This is a genomic window from Blastococcus sp. SYSU DS1024, from assembly GCF_054050795.1.
Map to the genome: position 1 here is coordinate 55,392 of NZ_JBJHAA010000018.1, position 20,664 is coordinate 76,055.

20 protein-coding genes, 2 tRNA genes and 1 other RNA gene are annotated in these 20,664 nt (G+C 74.2%); 8 read left to right on the plus strand and 15 right to left on the minus strand.

Going from position 1 to position 20,664, the window contains the following annotated elements:
- Nucleotides 1-27: 27 nt before the first annotated feature.
- From ACI79S_RS15905 to ACI79S_RS15935, 7 genes are all read right to left on the minus strand, one after another.
- A complete protein-coding gene (locus ACI79S_RS15905; protein WP_456594415.1) occupies nucleotides 28-1,032 on the minus strand; it encodes an ABC transporter permease in 1,005 nt (334 codons plus the stop codon).
- 87 nt (nucleotides 1,033-1,119) lie between these two features.
- Nucleotides 1,120-2,820: an ABC transporter substrate-binding protein gene (locus ACI79S_RS15910; RefSeq protein WP_456594416.1), complete on the minus strand. Its 1,701-nt coding sequence runs from the start codon at nucleotides 2,818-2,820 to the stop codon at nucleotides 1,120-1,122.
- 220 nt (nucleotides 2,821-3,040) lie between these two features.
- Entirely contained in the window at nucleotides 3,041-3,640 is a 600-nt protein-coding gene (gene recR, locus ACI79S_RS15915; RefSeq protein ID WP_456594417.1) for a recombination mediator RecR, read from the minus strand.
- A gap of 42 nt (nucleotides 3,641-3,682) precedes the next feature.
- Nucleotides 3,683-4,021 carry a YbaB/EbfC family nucleoid-associated protein gene (locus ACI79S_RS15920; protein WP_456594418.1) on the minus strand — a complete coding sequence of 113 codons (339 nt, stop codon included), beginning with the start codon at nucleotides 4,019-4,021 and terminating at the stop codon, nucleotides 3,683-3,685.
- 52 nt (nucleotides 4,022-4,073) lie between these two features.
- Nucleotides 4,074-6,437 (minus strand): DNA polymerase III subunit gamma and tau, encoded by a 2,364-nt coding sequence (locus ACI79S_RS15925; protein WP_456594419.1) that lies wholly within the window; start codon nucleotides 6,435-6,437, stop codon nucleotides 4,074-4,076.
- Nucleotides 6,438-6,599: 162 nt separating this feature from the next.
- Nucleotides 6,600-6,695: signal recognition particle sRNA small type (ffs, locus tag ACI79S_RS15930), an RNA gene on the minus strand.
- A gap of 89 nt (nucleotides 6,696-6,784) precedes the next feature.
- Nucleotides 6,785-6,869 (minus strand) — tRNA-Ser (locus ACI79S_RS15935).
- A 98-nt stretch (nucleotides 6,870-6,967) separates the two neighbouring features.
- Between ACI79S_RS15935 and ACI79S_RS15940 the strand changes: the two genes are divergently transcribed.
- Nucleotides 6,968-7,378 carry a hypothetical protein gene (locus ACI79S_RS15940; protein WP_456594420.1) on the plus strand — a complete coding sequence of 137 codons (411 nt, stop codon included), beginning with the start codon at nucleotides 6,968-6,970 and terminating at the stop codon, nucleotides 7,376-7,378.
- Between the two features lie 19 nt (nucleotides 7,379-7,397).
- Nucleotides 7,398-9,104: a serine/threonine-protein kinase gene (locus ACI79S_RS15945; protein WP_456594421.1), complete on the plus strand. Its 1,707-nt coding sequence runs from the start codon at nucleotides 7,398-7,400 to the stop codon at nucleotides 9,102-9,104.
- Nucleotides 9,105-9,138: 34 nt separating this feature from the next.
- On the opposite strand, the gene ACI79S_RS15950 is transcribed toward ACI79S_RS15945, so the two are convergent.
- The 7 genes from ACI79S_RS15950 to ACI79S_RS15980 all read right to left on the minus strand — a co-directional run bounded on the left by ACI79S_RS15950 (nucleotide 9,139) and on the right by ACI79S_RS15980 (nucleotide 13,963).
- A complete protein-coding gene (locus ACI79S_RS15950) occupies nucleotides 9,139-9,810 on the minus strand; it encodes an ABC transporter ATP-binding protein (protein WP_456594422.1) in 672 nt (223 codons plus the stop codon).
- A 52-nt stretch (nucleotides 9,811-9,862) separates the two neighbouring features.
- Entirely contained in the window at nucleotides 9,863-11,374 is a 1,512-nt protein-coding gene (locus ACI79S_RS15955) for an ABC transporter permease (RefSeq protein ID WP_456594423.1), read from the minus strand.
- 137 nt (nucleotides 11,375-11,511) lie between these two features.
- Nucleotides 11,512-11,599 (minus strand) — tRNA-Ser (locus ACI79S_RS15960).
- 10 nt (nucleotides 11,600-11,609) lie between these two features.
- Nucleotides 11,610-12,074, minus strand: coding sequence for a nucleoside deaminase (locus ACI79S_RS15965; protein WP_456594424.1), 465 nt, complete (start codon nucleotides 12,072-12,074; stop codon nucleotides 11,610-11,612).
- An 82-nt stretch (nucleotides 12,075-12,156) separates the two neighbouring features.
- Complete coding sequence (locus tag ACI79S_RS15970; protein ID WP_456594425.1) at nucleotides 12,157-12,804, minus strand: HAD-IA family hydrolase; 648 nt, start codon at nucleotides 12,802-12,804, stop codon at nucleotides 12,157-12,159.
- Nucleotides 12,801-13,304, minus strand: coding sequence for a tRNA adenosine deaminase-associated protein (locus tag ACI79S_RS15975; RefSeq protein WP_456594426.1), 504 nt, complete (start codon nucleotides 13,302-13,304; stop codon nucleotides 12,801-12,803). Before ACI79S_RS15975 ends, ACI79S_RS15970 begins: the two co-directional genes overlap by 4 nt.
- Nucleotides 13,301-13,963: an O-methyltransferase gene (locus ACI79S_RS15980; protein WP_456594427.1), complete on the minus strand. Its 663-nt coding sequence runs from the start codon at nucleotides 13,961-13,963 to the stop codon at nucleotides 13,301-13,303. Before ACI79S_RS15980 ends, ACI79S_RS15975 begins: the two co-directional genes overlap by 4 nt.
- Before the next feature lie 49 nt (nucleotides 13,964-14,012).
- Between ACI79S_RS15980 and ACI79S_RS15985 the strand changes: the two genes are divergently transcribed.
- The gene (locus ACI79S_RS15985) at nucleotides 14,013-14,972 is read left to right on the plus strand and encodes a prephenate dehydrogenase (RefSeq protein WP_456594428.1); all 960 of its coding nucleotides are present in this window, start codon (nucleotides 14,013-14,015) and stop codon (nucleotides 14,970-14,972) included.
- 62 nt (nucleotides 14,973-15,034) lie between these two features.
- Nucleotides 15,035-15,268, plus strand: a complete 234-nt coding sequence (locus ACI79S_RS15990; RefSeq protein WP_456594429.1) for a DUF2630 family protein — start codon at nucleotides 15,035-15,037, stop codon at nucleotides 15,266-15,268.
- 56 nt (nucleotides 15,269-15,324) lie between these two features.
- On the opposite strand, the gene ACI79S_RS15995 is transcribed toward ACI79S_RS15990, so the two are convergent.
- Nucleotides 15,325-16,545: a PucR family transcriptional regulator gene (locus tag ACI79S_RS15995; protein WP_456594430.1), complete on the minus strand. Its 1,221-nt coding sequence runs from the start codon at nucleotides 16,543-16,545 to the stop codon at nucleotides 15,325-15,327.
- A gap of 345 nt (nucleotides 16,546-16,890) precedes the next feature.
- On the opposite strand from ACI79S_RS15995, the gene ACI79S_RS16000 reads away from it, so the two are divergent.
- From ACI79S_RS16000 to ACI79S_RS16015, 4 genes are read left to right on the plus strand one after another with little or no spacing between them, the layout of a single operon-like run.
- Nucleotides 16,891-17,760: an ABC transporter ATP-binding protein gene (locus ACI79S_RS16000; RefSeq protein ID WP_456594431.1), complete on the plus strand. Its 870-nt coding sequence runs from the start codon at nucleotides 16,891-16,893 to the stop codon at nucleotides 17,758-17,760.
- The gene (locus ACI79S_RS16005; RefSeq protein WP_456594432.1) at nucleotides 17,753-18,517 is read left to right on the plus strand and encodes an ABC transporter ATP-binding protein; all 765 of its coding nucleotides are present in this window, start codon (nucleotides 17,753-17,755) and stop codon (nucleotides 18,515-18,517) included. The genes ACI79S_RS16000 and ACI79S_RS16005 overlap by 8 nt, the downstream gene beginning before the upstream one ends.
- 35 nt (nucleotides 18,518-18,552) lie before the next feature.
- Nucleotides 18,553-19,437 carry a branched-chain amino acid ABC transporter permease gene (locus tag ACI79S_RS16010; protein ID WP_456594433.1) on the plus strand — a complete coding sequence of 295 codons (885 nt, stop codon included), beginning with the start codon at nucleotides 18,553-18,555 and terminating at the stop codon, nucleotides 19,435-19,437.
- A 2-nt stretch (nucleotides 19,438-19,439) separates the two neighbouring features.
- On the plus strand, nucleotides 19,440-20,633 hold the full coding sequence (locus tag ACI79S_RS16015; protein ID WP_456594434.1) for a branched-chain amino acid ABC transporter permease: 1,194 nt from the start codon (nucleotides 19,440-19,442) through the stop codon (nucleotides 20,631-20,633).
- Nucleotides 20,634-20,664 lie beyond the last annotated feature (31 nt).

Below are 20,664 nucleotides of genomic sequence, written 5' to 3' on the forward strand. Positions count from 1 at the left end.
TCTGCTCCTCGTCCGATCCCGTACGCGTCATCGGACGCGCACCCGTGGGTCGAGGAGGCCGTACGAGATGTCGACCAGCAGGTTCACCAGCACGTACACCACCGCGAGCATGAGGATGAAGCCTTGGAGGACGGCGAAGTCCCGGTAGGTGATCGCGTCCCGGAGGGTCAGCCCCACCCCGCCGAAGGCGAAGACGGTCTCGGTCAGCACGGCCCCCGACAGCAGCAGGCCGGTCTGCAGCCCGATCGTCGTCGACACCGGCAGCAGAGCGTTGCGGACGACGTGCCGGCGCCGCACGGTCGCCGTCGCCAGGCCCTTGGCGTTGGCCGTCCGCACGTAGTCCTCGTTGACGACGTCGAGGACCGAGGCCCGGGTGATCCGCACGATGATCGCCAGCGGGATGGTGCCCAGGGCGATGGCCGGGAGGATCAGGTGCAGCACGGCGTCCCAGGCGGCGTCCCACTCCCGGGTCATCAGCCCGTCCAGGACGTAGAAGTTGGTGATCCGGGTGGCGTCCATCCGGACGTCCTGGCGCCCCGACCCCGGCAGCCAGCCGAGCTCCACGGCGAAGAGCAGCCGGAGCAGGTAGGCGAGGAAGAACACCGGGATCGCCACGCCGATCAGCGAGCCGATGACGGAGGCGGAGTCGAAGAAGCTCCCGTACCGGCGGGCCGCGAGGTAGCCCAGCGGGATGCCGACGCCGATGGCGAAGATCATCGCGAAGACGGTGAGCTCGATCGTGCCGGGGAACCGTTCGAGGAAGACCTCGGTGACCGGCCGGCCGTACTGCGTGGAGTTGCCGAAGTCGAGGGTGACCGCACGCCCCAGGAAGCGGAAGTACTGGACGTAGAGCGGTTCGTCGAGACCGAACAGCTCGTTGTACCGGGCGATCGCCTCGGGGGTGGCGCGCTCGCCCAGCGCGGCCTGGGCCGGTCCCCCGGGGAGGGCGCGCAGCCAGGCGAAGAGCAGCACCGACAAGCCCAGCAGGATCGGGATCAGCTGGAGGAGCCGCCGGACGATGAAGCGGAGCACGTGCTCGGGTCAACCTTTCCGGGACCGGGCGACCAGCGGCCGCGCCGGCGGTGACCGTAGCCACCGCCGGCGCGGCCGACGACCGGATCAGTCGCTGATCGACACCGTCGAGAAGTCCTCGGCCGTCAGCGGGCTGGGCTCGAGGCCCTGGACGTTCTCGGCGACGACGAGCGCCGGGGGCGAGTGCGAGATCGGCACCGCCGGCAGGAACTCCTTGATCAGCCGGTTGGCCTCCTGGTAGAGCTCCGTCCGGTCGGCCGGGTCCGGCTCGGCGTCGGCCTCGGCCAGCGCGGCGAAGATCTCCGGCGCGCTGAACGCGCCGAACTCCGCGGACGCCTGGTTGTTCTGGTCCTCGGCGAAGAAGGTGCCGATGAAGTTGTAGGCGTCGTTGTAGTCACCGGTCCAGCCGAGCAGGTGGACGTCGGCCTGGCCGGTCTGCACCGCCTGCAGGTAGTCCGGGTTCCACTGCAGGGCGGTGGGCTGCACCTGGAAGCCGGCCTCCTGCAGGTCCTCGCTGATGACCTGGAACATCGCCGCCGGGTCCGGCAGGTACGGCCGGCTGACGTCGGTCGGGTAGTAGAAGCGCAGCGTCGTGCCGACGGCGCCGGCCTCCTCGAGCAGCTGGCGCGCCCGCTCGGGGTCGTACTCGTAGGTCGGCACGTCCTCGGCCCAGCCGTCGACCGCCGGCGGCATGAAGTTCGTGGCCACCTCGGCGCCCTCGGGGAGCAGCGAGTTCACGATCGTCTGGCGGTCGATGGCGTGGGCCAGCGCCTGGCGGACCCGGATGTCCTGCAGCGCCGGGTTCGCCTGCGTCCCCTCGACGTTCCCGTGGTTGATGCCCAGGTACAGGATGTTGAACGGGTCGCGCACCAGGACCTGGAAGCCTGCGTCCTCGAGGCGCTGGTAGTCCGCCGGGGCCACGAAGTCGTAGCCGTCGATCGCACCGGACTCCAGCTCCTGCCGGCGGGTGTTCCCCTCCGGGATGGTGCGGAAGATGATCTCGTCGAGCAGGGCCGGCTCGCCCCAGTAGTCCTCGTTGCGGACGATGGTGACCTCACCGTTGCCGCGGTCCCAGCTCTCGAACCGGAAGGGGCCGGTGCCGGTCGGGTGCTCGAGGGCGTACTCGGTGTAGGTGATCGCGTCCTCGCTGCCGGCCAGGTTGTCGGCGTCGTACTCCTGCAGGGCCGTCGGGCTCTGGATGGAGAAGGCGGGCAGCGAGAGCGCGGCGGGGATCTTGCTGGTCACCTGGTTGAACGAGATGACGGCGGTGTTCTCGTCGACCGCCTCGCAGCCCTCGTAGATGCCGGGGTTGTCGCTGTTGGCGAAGCCGCCGAACACCGCCTGGTAGTAGTACGTGGCGCTCGGGCTCTGGGCCAGGCCCTCGAAGTTGTGCCAGCGGTCGAAGTTGAAGCACACCGCCTCGGCGTTGAACTCCGTCCCGTCGTGGAACTGGACGTCCTCGCGCAGGTTGAAGGTGTACTCGAGGCCGTCTTCGCTGACCTCCCAGTCCTCGGCGAGCGCCGGCACGAGCTCGGTCGTGCCGGGCTCGTTGGTGAGGAGGCCCTCGTGGATCTGGCGGGCGATCCGGAAGGTCTCGCCGTCGCTGGCGAAGGCGGGGTCGAACATCGCCGGGTCGCCGGCGGCCCCGAAGACGAGCGTGCCGCCGGACTGCTCCTCGCCGCCCTCGCCTCCACCGCCCTCCCGGTCGCTGGACGCGCAGGCCGACAACGTGACTGCCGTGAGGGCTGCCGCTGACGCGGCGAGCGCACGGGTGGAGCGACGAGACATCGCGGAAGACCTGCCTTCTCGGCCCTCTCGGGCCGGACGAGCTCCGGACGGGGCAGCCGAGGACGTGCAAGACGTCCGCCAGGCAGAGCCCGACCCTAGGACGCCGAGGTCGTCGGCGGCGTGGCTCGGGCGCCCATCGACACCATCTCGTGACTTTTGCCGTCGTTCACGCGCCGGACGCCCGCCGGCTGCCCGCCCGTCGCCCGCCCCGGCGCCGGCCTCAGGCGTCGATGCGGCGGCGACCCTCGAAGGCCCGGCCGAGGGTCACCTCGTCGGCGTACTCGAGGTCACCGCCCACCGGCAGGCCGCTGGCGAGCCGGGACACGGCGAGCCCCATCGGGCCGACCAGCCGGGCCAGGTAGGCCGCCGTCGCCTCCCCCTCGAGATTCGGGTCGGTGGCGATGATCAGCTCGGTGACGGCGCCGTCCATCAGCCGCGTCATGAGCTCCTTGACCCGCAGGTCGTCCGGGCCGACGCCGTCGATCGGGCTGATCGCCCCGCCGAGCACGTGGTACCGGCCGCGGAACTCACGGGTGCGCTCGATCGCGACGACGTCCTTGGGCTCCTCGACCACGCACAGGACGTCCTCGGACCGGCGGGGATCGCGGCAGATGCGGCACTGCTCGGCCTCGGCGACGTTGTAGCAGGTCACGCAGAAGCGGACGGACTCCTGCACCCGGGTCAGGGCGGCCACCAGGCGGCCGACGTCGGCCGACTCGGACGACAGCAGGTGGAAGGCGATGCGCTGGGCGCTCTTGGGCCCGACGCCGGGCAGGCGACCGAGCTCGTCGATCAGGTCCTGGACGGCACCCTCGTACACGGTGCTCCTCTGCTGCGAAGTGGATCGGGCGGGCACGCCCGATCAGAGGCCGGGCAGCCCCATGCCGCCGCCCAGGCCGCCGGCCAGCGGCCCCATGCGGCTGGCGGTCAGCTCGTCGGCGGCGCGCTTGGCGTCGCGGACGGCCGCGACGACGAGGTCCTGCAGGGTCTCCAGGTCGTCGGGGTCGACGGCGTCCGGCGCGATGGTGAGCGCGGTGAGGTCGCCGTCGCCGGTCATCGTCGCCGAGACCAGGCCGCCGCCGGCGGTGCCGGTGACCTCGGTGGCCGCCAGCTCCTGCTGGGCGGCGGCGAGCTGCTGCTGCATCTGCTGCGCCTGCTTCATGAGCTGCGACAGGTCGGGCTGCTGGCCTCCGGGGAACATGCCATGAGAGTAGGCCGCGCGTGCGACAGGGGACGGCGCGCCGCTCCCGGCCTCAGCTGTCGACCGGTCGGGCGCCCAGTTGGGCGCGGAGCAGCTGCAGGGCCGCCTGCTCCTGGTCGACGGCGGGCTCGGGCTCGCGGTCGCCGCCGGCGGAGCTCTCCGCCGCCCGCTCGGCCATGAGCTCCCGCGCCTCCGCCACCTCCGCCGCCCGCGCCGCCTCGCGGGCCGCCGCCGGCGCCACGGGGGGCCCGCCGGCCGCCGGGCCCGCGCCCTCCACCACGACGTCCACCCGCCAGCGGACGCCGAGCAGCTCGTTGAGCGCGTCGCGCACCACGTCCTTGTTCAGGTCGTCGCCGAGCCGCCGGGCCAGCGCCGGCGAGGAGGTCGAGAGCGTGAGGACGCCGCCGGCGAGCTGGTGCACCTGGGCGCTCTGCAGCAGCGCCTCGGTGGTGCGCTTGTGCTTCTTCACCACGGCGCGCAGTTCCGGCCACACCCGGCGGACGTCGGTGGTGGTCAGCTCGCCGTCCCCGGCCGGCTCCTCGGGGTTCGCCGACACGAGCGGCGTCGGCTCGCCGCCGCGGGGGGCCGGCGCGGACTCGGCGGCGGCCCGCGGTGGGGACGCCGGCGGACGCGGCTGCTCCACCCGGGCGGCCGCGGCCCGGACGGCGCCGGGCCGGGCCGGGTGCGGCCAGTCCTCGTCGTCGGTGGGCTCCGGCGGCAGCGGGATGTCCGGCTCCTCCGCCGTCACCCGCGGGCGGCGCGCGGGGTCCCCGCCGGGCGCGGACGGCGGAGGCGCGGACGGCGCGGTGCGGGGACGGCTGCCCGGCTGCGCCGTCTCCGGCCAGTCGTCGGCAGCCGCCGGACGGGAGCCCCCGCCCGGTCGCGCGGTCTCGGGCCAGCCGTCCCCGGCCGGTGCAGCAGGGGCCGGTGCAGCAGCGGCCGGTGCGGGCGTGACCGGTGGAGGCGTGGCCGGCCGGGCGGCCGGTGCCGGGGCAGTGGGCGCCGGAGCAGTGGGCGCCGGAGCAGTGGGCGCAGGAGCGGCCGGCGCGGGCCGCTGCTCGGCAGCAGGCGGTGCCGGCCGGACCTCAGACGGCGCCGGAGCCGCCGGCTCGGCCGGCGCCTGCGACCTGCGGACGAACTCCCGCCGGGGGCCGGACGGCGCAGCGCGGTCCTGCTCGGGGGCCGGTGCCGGTTCGACCGGCGCGCTCTCGCGGGAGCCGATCTCCTCCCTCGGCCGCCCGGCGTGCTCGCCGGCGATCGACATCCGGCGCTCGAGCCGCTCCAGGCGCTGCAGCGTCGCAGCGGCCGAACCGTCGGTGGCCGGGAGCAGCATGCGGGCGCAGACGAGTTCCAGCAGCAGCCGCGGCGCCGTCGTCCCCCGCATCTCGGTGAGGCCTTCGTGGACGGTGTCGGCCATCCGCGACAGCGTGGCCGAGCCCAGCGCCTGGGCCTGCTGGTTCATCAGGTCCAGCCGGTCGGGCGGGCAGTCGAGCAGCCCGTTGCCCCCGGCCTCGGGAACGGCGTCGAGCACGATCAGGTCGCGCAGCCGGTCGAGCAGGTCGGTGGCGAAGCGGCGGGGGTCGTGCCCGGCCTCGACCACCCGGTCGACGGCACGGAAGACCCCCGGGGCGTCGTGCGCGGCGAGGGCGTCGATGGTCTCGTCGAGGAGCGCGTCGTCGGTGACGCCGAGCAGCCCCACCGCGCCCTTGTAGGTGACGCCCTCCGGCCCGGCCCCGGCCAGCAGCTGGTCGAGGATCGAGAGCGAGTCGCGGACCGAGCCGCCACCGGCGCGCACGACCAGCGGGAACACCGTCGGCTCGACCTGCACGCCTTCGGCCTCGCAGGTCCGCTCCAGCAGGGTGCGCAGCGTCGTGGGCGGCACCAGCCGGAACGGGTAGTGGTGGGTGCGCGACCGGATGGTCGGCAGCACCTTCTCCGGCTCCGTCGTCGCGAAGACGAAGACCAGGAACTCCGGCGGCTCCTCGACCACCTTGAGCAGGGCGTTGAAGCCCTGCGTGGTCACCATGTGCGCCTCGTCGACGATGTACACCTTGTAACGGCTGCTCACCGGCGCGAAGAACGCCCGCTCGCGCAGGTCACGGGCGTCGTCGACACCACCGTGGCTGGCGGCGTCGATCTCGATGACGTCCAGCGAGCCCGGCCCGTCGGGCGCCAGCGCCACGCACGAGGCGCACACGCCGCACGGCGTGGACGTCGGCCCCTGCTCGCAGTTGAGCGAGCGGGCGAGGATCCGCGCCGAGGACGTCTTGCCGCACCCGCGCGGGCCGCTGAACAGGTAGGCGTGGTTGATCCGCCCCCCGTCGACGGCGTTCACCAGCGGCGCGGTGACGTGCTCCTGCCCGACCACCTCGGCGAAGGTCGCCGGGCGGTACTTGCGGTAGAGCGCCAGAGCCACGGGGCGAGGTTACGTGCCCCCACCGACGTCCCGTGCCACACGGGACCGGCTGCGCCCCGCGGCACCGGACCGGGAGCCCCGCGGCACCGGACTGCGTGCGCCGACCGGCAGGTTCCGGGCCCGGGACTGCCGATCTGCGCACGCCGACGGCCGGGCGAGAACGCGAAGGACCCCCCGCGCACCCGCCAGAGCCCGCTTATCCTTGCTGCCTTCCGGCCCTGGGGAGGTTCACAGGATGACGCCACGCGAGGGGTCGTCCACCACTGTAGAGGACCGGCCGCCGGCCGCCGGCGCGCGCCCCGGAACGCGACAGGCCCCGGTGCGGACACCGGGGCCTGTTCCTGCTGCGGAGGATGGGAGATTCGAACTCCCGAGGGGTTGCCCCCAACCCGCTTTCCAAGCGAGCGCCATAGGCCACTAGGCGAATCCTCCAGGTACGGCGTCGATGGTACCGGGCGCCGTCGGACGGCTCGCCGGGACACCGCGGGGGGCCTCCCGGGGCGCCGTGCGGCATCCTCACCGCAGAGCGGTTGACCGGACGGGCGGCGGGGAAGGGCCTGCACCTGCGGGCCGCACAGGAGGAGGCGCAGGACATGGGCGAGCACAGCGAGATCCGGCCGGACGTCGTCGAGGCGATCGTCGGTGTGCTCAAGGGCGGCGACGCCGCGGCGCTGCCCGCCGGCGCCACCGCGGCGGAGAAGACCGCGGCGAAGGACCGCTACCTGTCCGAGTTCGTCGCCGAGCGCAGCAAGCGCGACCGCCAGGCGCAGGCGTGGGAGCTGCTGCTGACCCGCAGCTACGACGACCCGCCCACGTGGCGGCAGCTCTTCGACGACCTCGCGCCCGAGGCGCACACGGAGCTCGGCGAGCTCTACGACGTCCTCCCCGAGGGCGCTCGTGAGGAGTACGCGCGCCGGTACGGCGCGCCCTCCACCGTCTGAGCCGGCCGAACGCCCGTCGATGACCCGACCCGTCACCGGTCCCGGCCGGCTCGTCGCCGGCCGCTACCGGCTGGAGTCCCAGGTCGGCGGCGGCGGGATGGGCACCGTCTGGCTGGCGCGGGACGAGCTGCTGGGCCGGCAGGTCGCGGTCAAGCAGGTGCTCTCGCCGCTGGGCGCCGACGAGAAGCAGATCGACGAGCAGCGCCAGCGGGCGCTGCGCGAGGGCCGGATCGCCGCCCGGCTCAGCCACCCGCACGCCATCTCCGTCTACGACGTGGCCCTCGAGGGCGGGGCGCCGTGGCTGGTGATGGAGTACCTGCCCTCCCGCAGCCTGGCGGAGGTCCTCGGCGCCGACGGCGTGCTGCCCGCCGCCCTGGTCGCGCAGATCGGCGCGCAGGTCGCCGACGCGCTGGCCGCCACGCACGCGGCCGGCATCGTCCACCGGGACGTGAAGCCGGCCAACATCCTCATCGGGGAGGGTGGCCGCGTCGCCGGCCTGGTCAAGATCACCGACTTCGGGATCTCGCACGCGCGCGGCGACGTCACCCTCACCCAGACCGGCCAGATCACCGGCACCCCGGCCTTCCTCGCACCGGAGGTCGCCCAGGGCCAGGAGATGACCGAGGCCAGTGACGTCTTCTCCCTCGGGGCCACCCTCTACACCTGCCTGGAGGGCGTCCCGCCGTTCGGCATGGAGGACAACGCCCTCGGCATGCTGCACCGGGTCGCGGCCGGGCGGATCACTCCCCCGCACCGCGCCGGGGCGCTCACCGAACCGCTGCTGCGGATGCTCGCCGAGGACCCGGCCGCGCGCCCGCCCATGACCGAGGTGCGCGACGAGCTGGCCCGGCTGGCCGCCGGCCGGGACGGCGACACGACGACGGTGCTGCTGGCCCGCACCGACCTGCGTCCCTCGTCCGGGCCCGCCGGCACGGCGGTGTTCGCCGCCGGCGCCGCCGCCACTCCCCCCGCTGCCTCCGCTCCTCCCGCGTCCGCCGCCACGGCGACCCCGGACCCGACCCCGATCCCGCCGGCCGCCCGCACGCCCGTCCCGCCCGCCGCCCGGCCGCCGGTCCCGGGTGCCGCGCCGGCCGGTCGCCGCGGCCGGCGAGCGTGGGTGGTCGCCGCCGTCGTCGCGGTCGTGCTGCTGGGTGTGCTGGGCGGATGGCTGGCCACCTCGGAGGACCGGAACCCGGACGACACGGCCGCGTCCCCCACGGCGACGGCGCCCGAGGCGCCCCCCTCCAGCGAGGAGCCGGTGCCCACGGCGCCGGAGCCGGAGCCGCCCCCGGTGCCCGTCGTCCCCCCGCCGGCCGAGGACGGCGGGGACGACGAGGAGGAGGACGGCAACGGCAACGGCAACGGCAACGGCAACGGCGATGAGGACGACGGCGACGACGAGGACCGCGAGGACCCGCTCGCCGAGGAGAACGTCCGCGACTTCCTCCGGGACTACCACCGGCTGGTCATCCGGGACCCGGCCCAGGCGTGGGAGCGCACCGGCCCGACGCTGCGCGCCAACATCAGCCGGGACGGCTACGTCCGCTACTGGGACCAGTTCGAGGACGTGCGGCTCAGCGACATCGAGGCGGCGGACGGGCAGACCACGGCGACCGCCACCATGGAGCTGCGCTACGCCGACGGCCGCCGCGAGACCGGGCCGCACGTGTTCACGTTCCTGGTCCGGGACGGGCAGCTGATCCTGGACAGCGACTTCCCCGCCTGAGCAGCCCCGGCCCCCGGCCCGGCCCCCGCGGTGGTCACGTCCGCTCGGTCAGTGCACCCTTCTTGATCCAGAGCCGGCGCTGGGCCCGCCGGGCCACCGCCGAGTCGTGGGTCACGATCACCACGGTGAGGCCGGACTCCCGCCAGTGGTGCTCGAGCAACTCCATGATCTCGTCCCGGGTCTGCTCGTCGAGGTTGCCCGTGGGCTCGTCCGCGAGCAGCACCCGCGGCCCCTTCGCCAGCGCACGGGCGAGCGCGACCCGCTGCTGCTGACCGCCGGAGAGCTCCGAGGGCAGGTGGCCGGCGCGGTCGTCCAGCCCGACGTCGGCCAGCGCCCCGGCCGCCCGGTCGGCCCGCTCCTGGGCGGGCACGCCGAGCGGGACGAGACCGGTCTCGACGTTCTGCTGCGCGGTGAGGGTCGGCACCAGGTTGAAGCCCTGGAACACGAACCCGATGGTGCGTGCGCGCAGCGCGGTGAGCCCGCCCTCGTCCAGGCCGGAGAGCTCCTGCCCGTCGAGGGTGATCGACCCGGACGTCGGCCGGTCCAGCGCCCCCAGCAGCTGCAGGAGGGTGGACTTGCCCCCGCCCGTCGGCCCCTGGACGGCGACCATCTCACCGGCGCCGATCGTGAGATCGACGTCGCGCAGGGCGTCGACGGTGCCGTTCTTCGTGGTGTAGCGCTTCGCGGTCTGGCTCAGGACGTACATGGGGACCTCCGGGTCCGGCGGAGCGGGAAGGAGCAGGGTCGGGGCGGCGGGATCAGGCGACACTGCGCAGCGCCTCCGCCGGGCGCATGCGCGAGGCACGCCAGCCGCCGACCGCGCCCGCCAGCAGCCCACCGAGGACCGCGATCGCCACGGCCAGGAGCACGGTGGTCACCGTGACCGGGGCGGCGAGCGTCACCGCGACCGCCGACGCGGCGTCCGCCGCCTCGCCCCCAGGACCGCCGAAGCCGCCCGGGCGACCACCCGCGCCGGCACCGGCACCTGCACCGGAGGAGGCCACCGTGGCCGAGAGCTCCGGCGCGACCAGGTTGATCACCAGGACCGCGCCGAGGCCGAGCGCCAGACCGACGGCGCCGCCGAGCAGGCCCTGGGCGAGCGACTCCCCCATCACCTGGCCGACGACGCGGCGGCTGCGCCAGCCCAGCGCCTTGAGCGTGCCGAACTCACGGACCCGCCGGCTCACGCCGGAGAGCGTGAAGAGGACCGCGAGCACGAAGGCCGCGAGCAGGACCAGGGCGGCCAGCCAGGTGCCGAGCGTGCGAGCGAGCTCCGAGGCGCTGGACAGCGAGCCGGACACCTCGCCGGCCAGGTCGTCGGCGGTGCTGACGGTGGCGTCGGGGAGGGTGGTCTCGATCGCGGTCTGCACCTCGTCGATCACGTCGGCGGACGCGGCCTGCACGTACAGGGTCGACAGCTGACCGCTCTGCTCGGCGAGCGTCTGCAGAGTGTCCAGGGGCACGAAGACGTCGGCCGCCGTTGTGGCCGACGCCGAGGCGGAGGAGACGATGCCCACCACGGTGAAGTCGGTCCCCCCGAGGGTGACCGTACCGTCGACGGCGACGTCGTTCTCGGCCGCGTAGGTGGCGTCCACGAGGGCGACCTGGGCACCGGCGTCGGACTCGGTGAGCCCCCGGCCCTCGTCCAGCGCCGTGGAGCTCAGCGGGCCGACGGCCTCGGCGGTGAGGTCGACGCCCTCGATGTCGACGCTCGTGACGCTGAAGGAGCCACCGCTGCCCGGGCCGGTCGCCGAACCGTCGTCCGCGCTGCCGCGGGCGGGCATCTGCCCGCTGCCGAAGGCGGGGATCTCCCCCGTGAAGCTGGTGCTGGTCATGCTCAGCGTCCCCGCGACGGCGCTCACCCCGTCGATGCCGGCCACGCTCTCGACCGCGGCGGCATCCATCGTGGCGCCGGAGGTCCGCAGCTGGTCCTGGTCGAACGAGCGGCCGCCGCCGGCGGCCTCCGTGCCCTCCTGGTCGAACTGGAAGGTGCGCGGGCCGCCGCCCGCCGTCCCGCCGCCTCCGGCGGCCGCGTCGGGGCGCTGGGGCGGCGTGCTCACGGTGATGTCGGTGCCGACGCCGTAGACGGACTCCAGGACCTCGTCCTGCGCATCGCCCACGCCTGCGGTCACCGAGGTGACGGTGATGACCAGCGCGATCGCCAGGCCGAGTCCGAGCGCGACGAGCAGGGACTGCCGGCGCCGCTGGCGCAGTTCGCGCCGCAGGTAGGTGAAGAACATTCGTCGCTCCGCGGTCTCGAAAGGTTGCATGCCGCAATGGCGGCTTCGACACAGTGGAGGCGGAATGATCAGGAGCCCTGGGGCCCGGCTGCCAGTTTCCTGAGAGCGGTGCGAGGTGGCCCACACAGCACGACGGCGGCGCCCGCAGGGGCGCCGCCGTCGTCAGCTGGCGGTGGCGGTGGGATTTGAACCCACGGAGGCTTGCACCTCACACGCTTTCGAGGCGTGCTCCTTCGGCCGCTCGGACACGCCACCGCCGAAGAGACTACAGGCCCCGCTGACGGCGGAAGAAGGCACGTAGCAGCGCGCCGCACTCGTCGGCCCGTACCCCGCCGGTGACCTCGGGCCGGTGGTTGAGCCGGCGATCGCGGACGACGTCCCACAGCGACCCCGCGGCGCCCGCCTTCGGGTCCTCGGCGCCGTAGACGACCCGGTCCACCCGCGACAGCACGCTGGCCCCGGCGCACATCGTGCAGGGCTCCAGCGTGACCACCAGGGTGCAGCCCGACAGCCGCCAGCCGTCACCGTGCACCCGCGCCGCGGCGCGCAGGGCGAGCACCTCCGCGTGCGCGGTGGGGTCGCCGAGCTTCTCCCGCTCGTTCGCCGCCTCGGCGAGCACCGCCCCGTCCGGCCCGAGGACGACGGCGCCGATCGGCGTGTCCCCCCAGCTCTCTGCAGCCGCCGCCAGCTCCAGCGCCCGGCCCATCGCGGCGTCGAGGTCCTCGGTCACGAGGACCTCCGGCGACGGTCCGTCTCTGCCCAGCCGGCGTGGGCAGAGACGGACCGTCCGAGGAACAGGTACCGGGACCGGCTCACGCGGCGTCGTCCAGCGGGAAGCCGACCAGCCCGGACAGCTCCGCCAGCGCGACCGCCGGGTCGACGACCTTGATCGTGGCGAACCCCAGCGCCCGCGCCGGCTTGAGGTTGATGCCCAGGTCGTCGAGGTACGCGCAGTCCGTGGCCTCGATGCGGCGGCCCACCGCCTCCGACAGGCGGTCGAGCGCCCTCCGGTAGATCTCCGGCTCGGGCTTGCGCACGCCCTCGACCGAGGACTCCACGATCGCGTCGAACAGGTCGAGCAGGTCCCCCAGCCGGCCCGTGCGCTCCATCGGCGCGACGTTGTTCGACAGCAGCGCCAGCGGCAGACCGGCCGCGCGCAACCGGCGCACCGCGGTGATCATCGCCGGGCGCAGTTCCCCCTGCAGCGCCGCGAGCACCCGCGCCGCCTCGATCCGGTGGCCGAGCGCCGCGGCCTCGGCCTCGAACGCGGCGCAGAACCCGGCGACGTCCAGCTCGTTGCGCTCGAACCGCGCCCAGGCGTTGGTGTCGGGGTCGGTCGAGTTGAGCTGCCGGATCAGCCCGTCGGGCAGCCCCGCCTCCCGCTCGTAGGCGGCGAAGGCGGTCATCGGGCTCTCGGTGAGCACCCCGCCCAGGTCGAACACCACCGCGGTCACCGTCACGGGTTCACCGCCGCGGCCAACTCGTCGGCGAACCCCAGCCTGGCCGCGATCCGGCCCACCATCTCGTCGGCCCACAGGTCGTCGGCGGTCACGATCGGTCGCAGCTCCTCGGCGGGCAGCCCGTCGTCGGCGAACAGGTCCAGGTCGCCGCCGGGCCAGCCGGTCTCGTCGTCGTCGAAGGCGCCGTCGGTGTCGACGCCGATGCCGTAGCGCTCCACCACCTCGGCGGCGAGCACCCACTCCAGCATCGTGGCGTCGGAGATCAGCGCCCGCACCATGCCGCCGGGACCGTGCCGCAGCGCCACGAAGTACAGCCGGGAGTCGACGACGAGCACGAACGGCGGCGGCCACCCTCCGGCACCCGGCTCACCGAGCGCGCGCTCCAGCACCGGCAGCTCGTCACCGGCGTCGGCCGCGAGCAGCTCCACCTTCCACCGGGAGCCGACCCGGGCCACCCGCACCGCGTAGCTGGCCGGCCCCGCCACGGCGCCCTCGCTCATCGCTTGCGCAGCACGGTCAGGCCGTCGGCGAGCGGCAGCAGCACCGTCTCCCACCGCGGGTCGGCGGCCAGGGCGGCGTTGAGCTCGGCCAGCGCGTGGTCGGACTCGTCCGCCGGGTCCAGCACCCGCCCCGCCCGGAGGGTGTTGTCCAGCAGGACCACCCCGTTGCGCGTCATCCGCGGGTGCAGCTCCTCGACGTAGGCGGCGTAGCCGGTCTTGTCGGCGTCGACGAACGCCAGGTCGAAGCTCTCCTCGGCCGGCAGCGCGCGCAGCGTCGCCAGGGCCTCGCCGAGGCGCAGCTCGATCCGGTCGGCGACCCCGGCCCGCGCCCAGTGCCGCCGCGCCACCGCCGTCCACTCCTCGCTGCGGTCCAGGCACAGGAGCGAGCCGTCCGCCGGCAGCGACTGGGCGATGCAGAGCGCGGAGAAGCCGGTGAAGGTGCCGATCTCGATCGCCGTGCGGACGCCGAGCGCCGCGGCGAGCAGCCGCATGAGGACGCCCTGCTCGGGGGCGATCTGCATGGTGGCCGGGGCCTCGCCGCGCTCGGCCATCTCCGCGGTCTCCCGGATCAGGCCGGCCATCACCTCGTCCACCGCCTCGGAGGAGGCGCGCACGTACTCCGCCAGCTCGGGGGTGAGCAGGAACGACCGGGGCGTCATGGCGTGGAGGGACGACGGAGCGGATGGGTCGGCGTCATAGCCTCTGATCATGGCCGATACCGCCCGTCCCGGGGCCGCCCCCGTCGGCGGGGCGCCGTCGTTCCCGGTCCCGACCATGCCCGCTCCCCCGGTCGGCGTCGTCGGGCTGGGCCAGCTGGGCGGCTCGCTGGCCGCCGCGCTCGTCGCCGCCGGCCGGCCGGTGTCCGGCTGGGACGTCGACCCCGCCGCGCGCGACGCCGCCGCCGCGCGCGGGGTCCGCATCACGCGGGAGCTCTCCGGCGTCGTGGTCCTGGCGGTGCCGCTGCCGGCGATGGCGAGCGCGCTGGACGGGCTGACGGTCGACCCCGACGCCACGGTGACCGACCTCGGCTCGGTGAAGGTGCCGGTGCTCGACGCGCTGGAGCCCGTCCTCGGCCGGCGTTTCGTGGGCGGGCACCCGATGTGCGGCACGGAGCGGTCGGGGCACGGGGCCACCGACCCGGAGCTGTTCGCCGGGGCCCGCTGGGCGCTCTGCCTGGAGCCGGGCACCGAGCTGCCGCGGTGGCTGCGCGTGGCCGAGGTGGCGCTCGCGGTCGGCGCGGAGGTCGTGCCGGTCACCGCCGCCGAGCACGACGACGCCGTCGCCGCGATCAGCCACGTCCCGCACCTGCTCGCCGCCGCCCTCGCCGCCGCGGCGGCCGGCGCCGGCCCCCTCGCCCTGGCGCTCGCCGCCGGCAGCTTCCGCGACGGCACCCGGGTGATCGGCAGCGACCCGGCCTTCGTGACGGCGATGGTCGAGGGCAACGCCGGGCCCACGGCGGCGGCGCTGGAGCGGGTCCGGGAGCAGCTGTCCCGCCCCTGGCCCGAGCTGGTGGCCGCGGGGCACGCCGTCGCCGCCCGGTCCAGCGGCCGCCGCACTGTGCGCGTGCCGCTGGACCGGGCGGCGCTGCTCGCCCTCGGCCGCGCGGGCGGGGCGGTGCACCGCCGGCTGGCCGCGTTCGTGGAGGGCTGGGTGCCCGGCCAGGGCTGACCGCGGACGGGGGACACGGCCGTCACGGTTTCGCGACCGCGTCCCCGGGCAGGGATCCGGGCATGGACGAGCAGGACATCTTGAAGCGCATCCACTCCCTGGTGGACGAGGAGCACGCGCTGCGCGAGAGCAGCGAGCACACCGACGACACCCGGGCCCGCATGAGCAAGCTCGAGGCCGACCTCGATCAGTGCTGGGACCTGCTGCGGCAGCGCCGCGCCAAGCGGCAGTACGACGAGGACCCCGACGAGGCGCAGCCCCGCCCGGAGCCGCAGGTGGAGAACTACCTCCAGTAAGGCCCCGTCCGGAGGCTCACCACGAGCCTGCGAGTGGTGAGAGGGACGGGGTCCTTTCAGGCGGAGCGGCGGGCCGGCTCCCCGTGCTCGGTGCCGAGCAGCGCCAGCTGCCAGAGCAGCCGGGACCGGGGATCGGTCACCTTGCGGCCGGTCACCGACTCGATGCGCCGCAGCCGGTGCATGACCGTGTTCCGGTGGCAGTAGAGGGCGTCCGCGGCCCGCGTGGGCGACCCGTCGGTGGCGAGGAAGGCCGCCAACGTGTCCAGCAGCACGTCGCGCTCGTCCTCGGGCAGCTCCAGCAGCCCGCCGAGGGACTGGCCCACCAGCCGGGAGCTGATCTCGGGCGAGTTGCTCAGCAGCGCCTCGGGCAGCCGGTCGTCGATGCTGACCACGCGGCTGGACCCGGCCGGCAGCGTGCGCACGGCGGTGTCGGCCAGCCGGTAGGCCGCCCCCACCGCCGCCGCTCCCTCCACCACGTCGGACACCCCGACGGGGCCGTGCGCGGTCCCCCGCAGCAGGGCCAGCAGGTCACCGGGGCGGGTGCTGCCCAGCACGACGAGCCCCACCTGCGTGTCACCGCGCACGCCCCAGACCGAGCGCACCCCCCGCTTGAGCAGCGCGTCACCGGGAGAATGCAGCGCCGGGGCGCCGTCGGGACCCGGCAGCGCCACGACCGCCATGAGCCGCCCGTCCAGCGGCACGGCCAGCGTCTCGGCGGCGGCGCGGACGAACGCCGGGTCGCTGCCGCGGCCGTCCAGCAGCCCGTCGAGGGCCTGCTGGCGGGCCGACTCGTCCACCCCCTCCAGGCGCCGCTGCTCCTCGCGGTAGCCCTCGGCCAGCGCCCCGCACTCCGCGTCGTTGGTGCGCCACACCGACCCGGCGACCTCGAGCAGGAGGGTGTCGTGCTGCCCGCTCCCGTCGCGGGAGACCGCCAGCAGCGCCTCCCACGTCACCTGCCCGCCGAGGCGGTAGGCCCGGAGCACCGCCTCCAGGGGGATCCCCTGGGCGGCCCGCCGGCGTCCCACCGCCCGGGCCGACGCGAGGTGCAGGGTCCCGGTGCCCGACGCCGCGGCCATCAGCGACTGCAGCCCGCTCTCGAGGTTCGACCGCGTCGAGGACCGCAGGTCCTGCTCGGACTCCTCCACCAGCTCGCGGTAGGCGGGCTCGGTGCGGACCAGCACGTCGACCATCCGGTCGGTCATCGCGTCGAGCTGCTCCACCAGCCGCGGCGCCAGCTCCGCGAGCCTGGTCGCCACCTCGGGGCGGAAGGGCTGCACGCGTTCACCTCCTCGGACGCACCGCTGACAGCACAACACGACCGGCCCATGGATGTGCGCTGCGCCCATTGTGAAGGGCGACACGCACGGGGGTGTGGTGTGCAACCGAGTCGTGACCCAATCGAGGCCGGGATCGGCCGCCCTCGACGAGGCCGGGCGGGCCGCCGACGGCGACCCGGTATCGACCTGGCAACAGGTCGACACACAGCACAACACGCTCTTGTGATCGCTGTGCGGTGCGCCCATTGTGACGGGTGACACGGCCGGGCAGTCTCAGCGGGACGTACTCGCGACCTGACCGCCACCACCCGCATCCGGGTGGTGCCTCACCGATGCGAAGGAGCAGTGGGCCCCTTGGCGCAGCCGCTTGGCAGCCAGCGAACACCGGACACGACGCCCACCGCCCGGCTCGAGATGACCGGGATCAACGTCGCCTTCGGCGGCGTGCTCGCCCTGACCGACGTCTCAGTGACGGTGGAGCCGGGCCAGGTGCACGGCCTCATCGGCCCCAACGGCGCCGGCAAGACGACGCTGTTCAACGTCGCCTGCGGCCTGGTCCGCCCGACGTCGGGCCGGATCGTCTGGCGCGGTGAGGAGATGCGCCGGCTCAAGCCGAGCCAGCTGACCTCCCTGGGCATCGCGCGCACGCTGCAGGGCGTGGGGCTCTTCCCCGGCATGACGGTGCTGGAGAACGTCATGGTCGGGGCCCACCGCCACGCCCGGGCCGGTTTCGCCTCGGCCCTCTTCGCCCTGCCGACGTCGGACAAGGACGAGCGGCTGCTGCGTGAGCGGGCCCTGCGGGCACTGGCCGAGCTCAACGCCGTCGAGTTCGCCGGCCGCTACCCCGGCTCGCTCCCCTACCCGGTGCAGAAGCGCGTGGCGCTGGCCCGGGCGCTGGTCGCCGAGCCGGAGCTGCTGCTGCTCGACGAGCCCGCCAGCGGTCTCTCCGAGGACGAGATGCACGAGCTGGGCGAGCTGATCCGCTCGGTCGTCGGCCGGATGAGCGTGCTCCTGGTCGAGCACCACATGGACCTCGTCATGCGGGTCTGCGACCAGATCACCGTGCTCGACTCGGGCAAGCAGATCGCCGCCGGCACCCCGGCCGAGGTGCAGGCCGACCCGGCCGTCACCGAGGCCTACCTCGGGGACGCCGTGGACGCCGAGACCGACGCCGCCGAGCTCCACCACGCCGACGGAGGACGCCCCCATGCCTGAGACCCACGGCAGCACGGCGCTGTCGGCCACCGGCGGCACCGGCACCGCCACGCGCCTGCTCGAGGTCGAGGAGCTCACCTCGGCGTACGGGCCCGTCCGCGCCCTCGACGGCGTCTCCCTCGCTGCGGAGGCCGGCCGGATCACCGCGGTCCTCGGCGCCAACGGCGCGGGCAAGACGACGCTGCTGCGCACCATCAGCGGCCTGGTGCGGCCGGTCTCCGGCCGCGTCGTCCTCGACGGCGAGGACATCACCAAGGCCCCGGTCGAGTCGATGGTCGCCAAGGGGATGGCGCACGTCCCCGAGGGCCGCGGTGTCATCTCCGAGCTCACCGTCGACGAGAACCTGCGCGTCGGTGCGCTGTTCCGCGGCAAGGTCGGCAAGGAGGAGTTCGACCGGGTCTACGACCTGTTCCCCCGCATCGCCGAGCGCAGGAACAACGCCGCCCACACGCTCTCCGGCGGGGAGCGGCAGATGCTGGTCATCGGCCGGGCGCTGCTCGCCAAGCCCCGCGTCCTGCTGCTCGACGAGCCCTCCCTGGGCCTGGCCCCGCGGATCGTCGCCCAGATCTTCGGGCTGCTCCGCCAGCTGGTCGACTCCGAGGGGCTCTCGGTCCTGCTCGTCGAGCAGAACGCCCGCAGCGCCCTGTCGGTCGCCGACGTCGGCGTCGTTCTCAACCTCGGCAAGGTGGTCGTCACCGACTCCGCCCGCACGCTGATGGCCGACGAGGACCTCCGGCACGCCTACCTCGGTTTCTGACCCTCCCCGAACAGCCAGGAAGGCTTCCTCCTCCCGTGGACTACTTCGTCAACGTCACCCTCACCGGGTTGACCCAGGGCATGATCTACTCGGCCTTCGCCCTGGCCCTGGTGCTCATCTGGCGGTCGACCCGCGTCGTCAACTTCGCCCAGGGCTCGATGGCCGCCGCCACCACGTTCATCGCGCTCGCCCTGATCCAGGCCGGCCAGTCCTACTGGGTCGCCCTCATCGTCGCGCTCGCCTCCGGCTTCGTCCTCGGCGCGATCGTCGAGCGGGTGATCATCCGCCCGGTCGAGGGTGGTCCGGAGCTCAACGCGGTGATCGTGACGCTCGGCCTCTTCGTCGCGATCCAGGCAGCGATCGCGATCATCTTCGGCTCGTCGTTCCAGTCGTTCCCCACGCCGTTCGGCGTCCGGGGCTTCGAGATCGGTGACACGACGATCCCGCTGACCCCGACGAGCCTGTACATCATCGGCTCGGTGCTGCTGGTGATGGCGCTGCTGGTCGCGCTGTTCCGGTTCACCCGCATCGGCCTGGCCATGCGCGCCTCGGCGTTCAGCCAGGAGGTCGCCCGGCTCCTCGGCGTCAAGGTGGGCGGCATGCTCACCCTGGGCTGGGGGCTGGCCGCGGTCGTCGGCTCGCTCTCGGGCCTGCTGATCGCCGGCGGCTCGTTCGTCTGGCCCGCCTACATGGACGCCCTGATCGTCTACGGCTTCGTCGCCGCGATCATCGGCGGCCTCGACTCCCCCGTCGGCGCGATCGTCGGCGGGCTGATCCTCGGCCTGGCGCTGAGCTACGTGAGCGGCTACGCCCCCCGTGGCAGCGCCCTGGTCAACATCTCCGCCCTGGTCATCCTCATCGTCGTCCTCCTCGTGCGACCGGGTGGCCTGTTCAGCAGCAGCACGGCTCGGAGGGCATGACGATGAGCGACCTGCAGAGCTCCAGGTCCACGAGCGGCACGCCCGGCAAGGCGGGCAAGGCCACCGAGGAGGCGCCCGTCGAGGCCACCGCCGGCGGGGACACGCCCTCGGCCCCGGCGAAGTCCGGCCGCTCGTTCCTGCCCCAGTCCACCCTCCTGCGCCACCTGCTCGTGCTGCTCGGCGCGGCGGTGCTCGCGGTCCTGCTGCTGGAGATGACCAGCCCGTACCGCAACTCGCAGCTGGCCACGCTCACCTACTACGCGATCGCCGCCGGCGGGCTGACCGTGCTCACCGGCATCAACGGCCAGATCTCGCTCGGGCACGGGGCGCTCATGGCCGCCGGCGCCTACACCACGGCGCTGTTCCTCGACGCCGAAGAACCGCTCCCGCTGCCGCTGATCCTGCTGGTCGCCATCGTGGTGGCCACGGCGATCGGCGCGCTCGTCGGGGTGGCCGCGGCCCGACTGCACGGCCCGTACCTGGCCGGCGCGACGCTGGCGCTGGCGGTCGGGCTCCCCGGGCTGGCGATCTACTTCCACGACACCTTCGGTGGCGAGCAGGGCATGCGCGTGCGCGCCCCGCAGGCGCCGGAGTGGTTCGGCAGCTTCATCGACACGGTCTCGGGCAACTCGGCCTCGAGCACCAAGTGGCTGGCCTACGTCGGCGCGATCTGCCTGCTGATCACGTACTTCTTCCTGGCCAACCTGGTGCGCAGCCGCATCGGGCGCACCTGGCGGGCGGTGCGCGACCAGGAGGTGGCCGCGGAGCTGGCCGGCATCAACCTCGGCGCCTGGCGGGTGCTCGCCTTCGTCGTCAGCGCCGCGGCGGCCGGGCTCGCCGGCGGCGTGCTGGCCATCGTGGTCCGCCTGGCCGCGCCGAGCGGCTTCACGATCGTGCTGTCGCTGGCGCTGCTCACCGCGATCGTGATCGGCGGTCTGGGGAGCCTGCTCGGCGCCCTGCTCGGGTCGGCCCTGCTGGTCTTCCTGCCGCCGTTCGTCACCAACCTCGGCGGAGACTTTGGCCTGAGCCAGACCGAGGCGGCCCAGCTCGCGCCGTTCGTCTACGGCGTCGTGCTCATCGTCGTGATGATCTTCGTCCCGGCCGGGTTCGTGGGCACCATCCGCCTCCGCTGGATGACCCGCAAGGCCAAGCGGGCGATGGCCCAGGCCCAGGCCAACGGCGCCAGCAGGGGGTGAGCACGACCCGATCGACCGCTCGTCCCCGGCT

Bases quoted from the DNA above. Each gene is read 5' to 3' on its own strand.
- ACI79S_RS15910 (WP_456594416.1), bottom strand. From the start codon at position 2,820: ATGTCTCGTCGCTCCACCCGTGCGCTCGCCGCGTCAGCGGCAGCCCTC.
- ACI79S_RS15920 (WP_456594418.1), bottom strand. From the start codon at position 4,021: ATGTTCCCCGGAGGCCAGCAGCCCGACCTGTCGCAGCTCATGAAGCAG.
- ACI79S_RS15945 (WP_456594421.1), top strand. From the start codon at position 7,398: ATGACCCGACCCGTCACCGGTCCCGGCCGGCTCGTCGCCGGCCGCTAC.
- ACI79S_RS15950 (WP_456594422.1), bottom strand. From the start codon at position 9,810: ATGTACGTCCTGAGCCAGACCGCGAAGCGCTACACCACGAAGAACGGC.
- ACI79S_RS15955 (WP_456594423.1), bottom strand. From the start codon at position 11,374: ATGCAACCTTTCGAGACCGCGGAGCGACGAATGTTCTTCACCTACCTG.
- ACI79S_RS15975 (WP_456594426.1), bottom strand. From the start codon at position 13,304: ATGAGCGAGGGCGCCGTGGCGGGGCCGGCCAGCTACGCGGTGCGGGTG.
- ACI79S_RS15980 (WP_456594427.1), bottom strand. From the start codon at position 13,963: ATGACGCCCCGGTCGTTCCTGCTCACCCCCGAGCTGGCGGAGTACGTG.
- ACI79S_RS15985 (WP_456594428.1), top strand. From the start codon at position 14,013: ATGGCCGATACCGCCCGTCCCGGGGCCGCCCCCGTCGGCGGGGCGCCG.
- ACI79S_RS15990 (WP_456594429.1), top strand. From the start codon at position 15,035: ATGGACGAGCAGGACATCTTGAAGCGCATCCACTCCCTGGTGGACGAG.
- ACI79S_RS16005 (WP_456594432.1), top strand. From the start codon at position 17,753: ATGCCTGAGACCCACGGCAGCACGGCGCTGTCGGCCACCGGCGGCACC.
- ACI79S_RS16015 (WP_456594434.1), top strand. From the start codon at position 19,440: ATGAGCGACCTGCAGAGCTCCAGGTCCACGAGCGGCACGCCCGGCAAG.